We start from the raw sequence: 4,852 nt of genomic DNA, 5'->3' as shown, positions 1-4,852 counted from the left end.
CATCAACGATGTCAATCTTTCAAGCTCACTAAGAAATTATTTGAATTATTTATTGAATATCGATTATTTACTATGCCTAATTTAGGCACTTATGAGGCTTTCTCTATTATCATTTAGGAGTAGTATACCATTGAAGGACTAGGTGGTTCAGATACTTTATTTGGAAACGGTGGCAACGATACTCTCCTTGGTGGTTTTAGTAATGATATTCTGCTGGGAGGCAATGATAACGATAGCCTAGATGGAGGTGCTGGTACCGACTCTCTAGAAGGCAACAATGGTAATGATACTCTCCTTGGTGGTTTTAGTAATGATACTCTGCTGGGAGGGAATGATAACGATAGCCTAGATGGAGGTGCTGGTACCGACTCTCTAGAAGGCAACAATGGTGATGATACTCTCCTTGGTGGTTTTAGTAATGATACTCTGCTGGGAGGCAATGATAACGATAGCCTAGATGGAGGTGCTGGTACTGACTCTCTAGAAGGCAACAATGGTGATGATACTCTCCTTGGTGGTTTTGGTAATGATACTCTGATCGGTGGTTCTGGTCAGGATTTACTGACAGGTGGTCTGGGTAATGATATTTTTGTTTATGAAGGTGTCATGGTCGGAACTGATATAATCACTGACTTTAACACTAACCGTGACTTGATTGATTTGAGCCAAATTATCTCCAGTTTCGAGGAATTAGAAATTACTCAAAATAATCTTGGGGCAGTGATTAGCATTAATGGTCAATCATTAGCTATTCTCGAAGGTGTTATTCCTGGTCAATTGAGTGCAGATAGGTTTATTTTTGGTGATCCATCTGCACTAGCTTAATTTTTATTGGTGCTCGATTCCTAAGTAGAAAAGTCATGATATGCACCCAGAAGCTGGGTGCATCTTAAGAGGATATCTGAAAAGTTTTTTGATACTGAACTTTGCCCCCCTAGCCCCCCAATTCTGGGGGGAACAAGAATCCATTTATTGCTAAAAGTCCCCCGAGCGAGGGATTGCTCGCTCGGGGGATTTAGGGGGCTTAAATGTAGCAAATGAGACTTCTCAGACAACCTCTAATGCATGGAATTAGGCAAAAATTATAATAAAATTCCCCTTAAGCTAAACTCCAGTTCCCTATTCCCTATTCCCTATTCCCTATTCCCTATTCCCTATTCCCTATTCCCTATTATATCCTGCAATATCTACGTTAAAGACCGCTGCTTTTTTTCAAAATACTGTTGATGATAGTCATCAGCTAAATAATAGTCGGAAGCTGGCTTAATCTCGGTAACAATATCCTTATCAAACTTACCAGAAACTTGCAGCTTTTGTTTTGACCGTCTTGCTAGCGCTTCTTGTTCCTGATTGTGGAAAAATATCACGGATCGATACTGTTCTCCTCGATCAGGACCTTGGCGGTTCAATGTCGTAGGGTCATGGATAGACCAAAACACGTCAAGTAATTGTTCATAGCTAACTTTTTCCGGGTCATACTCCACCTGTGCCACTTCCGCGTGACCGGTTATTCTTGATAATACATCTAGATAGCATGGGTTAGGAAAATGTCCCCCCATATAACCAACAGAAGTTGAGACTACTCCCTTCACTTTCCGAAATGCTGCTTCTACTCCCCAGAAACAACCACCACCAAATGTCGCTTTTTCCATCGTTTTTATTCAATAATTGCTCAGGATTTATTCATTATATAATAGTTGTAAATTTTTGAGGGAGTAGGGAGTAGGGAATCGGGAATCGGGAATCGGGAATCGGGAATCGGGAAAAAATAATGTGTATATTATTAGGATATAAACTGATAGCTTATAGGTGAAATTTTTAACTCTAAACTATAACCCCTATCGTCATTTTTTTGTTTGTAATAAAATGTTTAATTTAAAAAAATATTCTTGATTTTTTCCGAGATATTAGTAATAATAAAAATGTCTGATATTTCGATAAGATTTCTGGACAAAAAGCCGCGCTTCTCGCATGCAGGCCAAAGCGCGGCTTTATCCCCAGGCACAAGCTATGTGTGAGGTAATTCCTATGATGCCAAACAAACGGTCAGTAGATCATCTGGTTCACTGTCAGCGAGCCCTAGACCGGCTTGCGCAAATTGCTGAGAGCCAATCCACACGCCCAGATTCAATGCCTCGTGCTATCACTGAGCGAGAGGAAATTTTGATCTACCTATACAGCAACTGCCGACTGTCCATGACTCCCCAGGCCTTTTACCGCAAATGGCAAGTCAATCAAGACCACATCGGTCAAATCTGCTGCCGCTCAACTTACGCGGTTAATAGCTGGCTGGCTCAAGGTGCTCGCTATAAAAGTCCTAGTGCCGATTCCTTATACCATTTGGCTTTAATGGATTTCCTTTTGGAGAATTTCGAGGCAATTCCCAAGGAGTTATTGAATCAACTTTGTTCTAAGGTTGTTCGGTAAAGGGGTGTTGTCTGTTAGAATATAGAATTTAGAATGGTAAATTCCAAATTCTATATTCGCGGATGCTACAGGACTTACGAATTTGCCCCCTAAATCCCCCAATTCTGGGGGACTTTGACATCATTATTAGACCTCTTGCATAAGTCTCATAAACCTTGGTGAAGACAAGGAAAAATTCAAAATGCAAAAGGGATAAATTTTGATTTATCTACATTCTAAATTCTATATTCCCTAGCCTATTTGCGTCATTTCATTGAAAGTGAATTCCTCAACCGCGCCATCAGTTGCAGCCATGTAATCCTTCAGGTGCTGGGCACCCATATGCTTCTTCCACAGCTCACGGGATTCCCAATTTTCAAAAAACATAAAGTGAGCTGGATTTTCATTGTTCTGATGCAAATCGTATTGCAAGCAGCCCTCTTCAGCACGAGTGATGTCGATCAACTTTTTAAGCTCAGTCTTTACCAGATCAATTTTGTCAGCTTTAGCTATGATATGAGCAACAAGAGTCAATTTAGCCATGTTTTTGTTTCCTTCGTTTTAGTTAAAAATTGAAAATATGATCGCGATAACTTGCCACCGTTGGCTATGGTCTCTTAGAGGTTGTCTGAGAAGTCTCATTTGCTACATCAAAGCCCCCTAAATCCCCCAATTTTGGGGGACTTTTAGAAACAAATGGACTCTTTTTTCCCCCAAATTTGGGGGGCTAGGGGGGCAAAATTCAGTATAAAAAAACTTTTCAGATATCCTCTTAGTTAAAGCCGTCGAGGACATTTTTGCCAATGGCACGACCGCTCTCTTGCTGCGAATGAGCCGTCTTGAGGGTTTCCACACTGATTTTTCCGAGATTGTTGGTCACAGTGGAAATTAGCGTGCCATTGTCAATCAGCTCCGAGACCCGATTCAGCAATTCATGCTGTTTTTCGATGTCCTCCGTTTGAAACATCGAGCGAGTAAACATGAACTCCCAGCTGAAGCTTAGGGCTTTGGGTTTGATCAATTTCATGTCTAGGGACTGAGGGTCATCAATTAGTGCAATATGACCGCGAGGCTTGATCAGCTCGATAATGGCAGGAAAATGTCCGTCTGATCCTGAAAGGGAAGCAACGTAGCGGGGCTCGAGTCCCAATTCCTTGATTTGATCAACAAGGGACTGGCGGTGATTGATCACATGGTCGGCACCCATCTTTTGAACCCACTCGATGGTTTCCGGACGAGATGCAGTTGCGATCGCAGTCAACCCGGTGAGTTTCTTGGCAAGTTGAATCAGGATTGACCCAACACCTCCCGCGCCACCGATAATCAGTATACTCTCGCCCTTGCCTTCTCCTTCTTTGATCCCGAGGCAGTCGAACAGGATTTCCCAGGCGGTAATGGAGGTCAGTGGAAAACCAGCTGCTTCGGCAAAGCCAAGAGATTTGGGCTTTTTCCCGACAATCCGCTCATCAACAGCATGGAGCTCGGAGTTGGTGCCCGGTCGAGTGATATCACCGGCATAATAGACTTCATCACCTACTTTAAATTTGCTGACATCGCTGCCAACTTCTCGAACAACACCTGCGGCATCATAGCCAATGACCTTGGTGCCCTTTTCCGGTGCCATCTTGGCGCGCACTTTCACGTCCACAGGATTGACCGAAATTCCCCGAACCTCCACCAACAGGTCCTGTGCCCCTAATTCCGGTGTTTCGGTTTCAAATTCGATCAGCGCGTCTGGTGCAGTGATTGGTCCAGCCTGATTATATCCTATGGCTTTCATATCTTGGTTTTCCTTTTATGATCAATGCCGCCGATTCGATTGTATAGCGGTTTTTAGTTTAATACTGCTGCACTGCCCACCCTAAATCAACTTATGGCTAAAAGTATGATATTTAAATTTTTGTTAGTGATCCGGATTCGCTCCTCCAGTAGCTGAAGTTACGAAGAGATAACAGTTGCTGGAGTTTTGCGATTGGCCTTTGGGCCACGCTACGCGAACGCATCCTCTACAGCATCCTAGCTCTTAGACAAACACACAAGTTGAACAGGTAGGTATTATGACAAACAATCCCGGTGGATTTTCTGTAGGTGGTTCCGTAGGCGGTAAAGTCAACAACCTACAAGGTAACAAGAACCGAGCCATTCAAGGTGACAATAGTCAAAATATTAAAGGTGACAAAAATCAAGTAACCCAAAGTCAAGGTACTGCATCAACCGAAGAACCCCTAACAAAAGAGCAGGTTATTGAGCTATTAGTAGAGCTGGATAAGCTTGTACAAGGGGCAGAGCTACCAGAGGATACCAAAGAAGAAGCAAGCAGGGTGCATCTCAGTTTTGCAAAAATACCAAAATCATGATATCATGATATTATTAATGATAAATAGTTTCTAATAATTACTAAAACTCATGAACTTGAGTCCGGAAGAAAAGCAAGAGCTAAAAGAAC

The 4,852-nt window shown here is 42.5% G+C and carries 6 protein-coding genes and 1 pseudogene; 4 read left to right on the top strand and 3 right to left on the bottom strand.

What is annotated here, in order from left to right:
• Window positions 1-129 precede the first annotated feature (129 nt).
• Together F6K46_RS38275 and F6K46_RS38270 are read left to right on the top strand one after the other, a co-directional pair.
• Window positions 130-576 (top strand): annotated as a pseudogene (locus F6K46_RS38275) (calcium-binding protein); the annotation flags it as partial.
• Between the two features lie 30 nt (window positions 577-606).
• Window positions 607-825, top strand: coding sequence for a type I secretion C-terminal target domain-containing protein (locus F6K46_RS38270; RefSeq protein ID WP_293068205.1), 219 nt, complete (start codon window positions 607-609; stop codon window positions 823-825).
• 362 nt (window positions 826-1,187) lie between these two features.
• Here the strand turns inward: F6K46_RS38270 and msrA are convergent, their stop codons facing one another.
• Window positions 1,188-1,652: a peptide-methionine (S)-S-oxide reductase MsrA gene (msrA, locus tag F6K46_RS38265; RefSeq protein WP_293068202.1), complete on the bottom strand. Its 465-nt coding sequence runs from the start codon at window positions 1,650-1,652 to the stop codon at window positions 1,188-1,190.
• Between the two features lie 376 nt (window positions 1,653-2,028).
• Between msrA and F6K46_RS38260 the strand changes: the two genes are divergently transcribed.
• On the top strand, window positions 2,029-2,427 hold the full coding sequence (locus F6K46_RS38260) for a hypothetical protein (RefSeq protein ID WP_293068199.1): 399 nt from the start codon (window positions 2,029-2,031) through the stop codon (window positions 2,425-2,427).
• A gap of 231 nt (window positions 2,428-2,658) precedes the next feature.
• Here the strand turns inward: F6K46_RS38260 and F6K46_RS38255 are convergent, their stop codons facing one another.
• Both F6K46_RS38255 and F6K46_RS38250 read right to left on the bottom strand, forming a co-directional pair.
• The gene (locus F6K46_RS38255; protein ID WP_293068196.1) at window positions 2,659-2,949 is read right to left on the bottom strand and encodes a putative quinol monooxygenase; all 291 of its coding nucleotides are present in this window, start codon (window positions 2,947-2,949) and stop codon (window positions 2,659-2,661) included.
• A gap of 229 nt (window positions 2,950-3,178) precedes the next feature.
• On the bottom strand, window positions 3,179-4,186 hold the full coding sequence (locus F6K46_RS38250; RefSeq protein ID WP_293068193.1) for a zinc-binding alcohol dehydrogenase family protein: 1,008 nt from the start codon (window positions 4,184-4,186) through the stop codon (window positions 3,179-3,181).
• A 277-nt stretch (window positions 4,187-4,463) separates the two neighbouring features.
• On the opposite strand from F6K46_RS38250, the gene F6K46_RS38245 reads away from it, so the two are divergent.
• Window positions 4,464-4,763 (top strand): hypothetical protein, encoded by a 300-nt coding sequence (locus tag F6K46_RS38245; protein ID WP_293068190.1) that lies wholly within the window; start codon window positions 4,464-4,466, stop codon window positions 4,761-4,763.
• Window positions 4,764-4,852 lie beyond the last annotated feature (89 nt).

The organism is Moorena sp. SIO3E8, assembly GCF_010692445.1.
Lineage (GTDB): Bacteria > Cyanobacteriota > Cyanobacteriia > Cyanobacteriales > Coleofasciculaceae > Moorena > Moorena bouillonii.
This window is presented reverse-complemented; position numbering and strand designations above follow the sequence as displayed.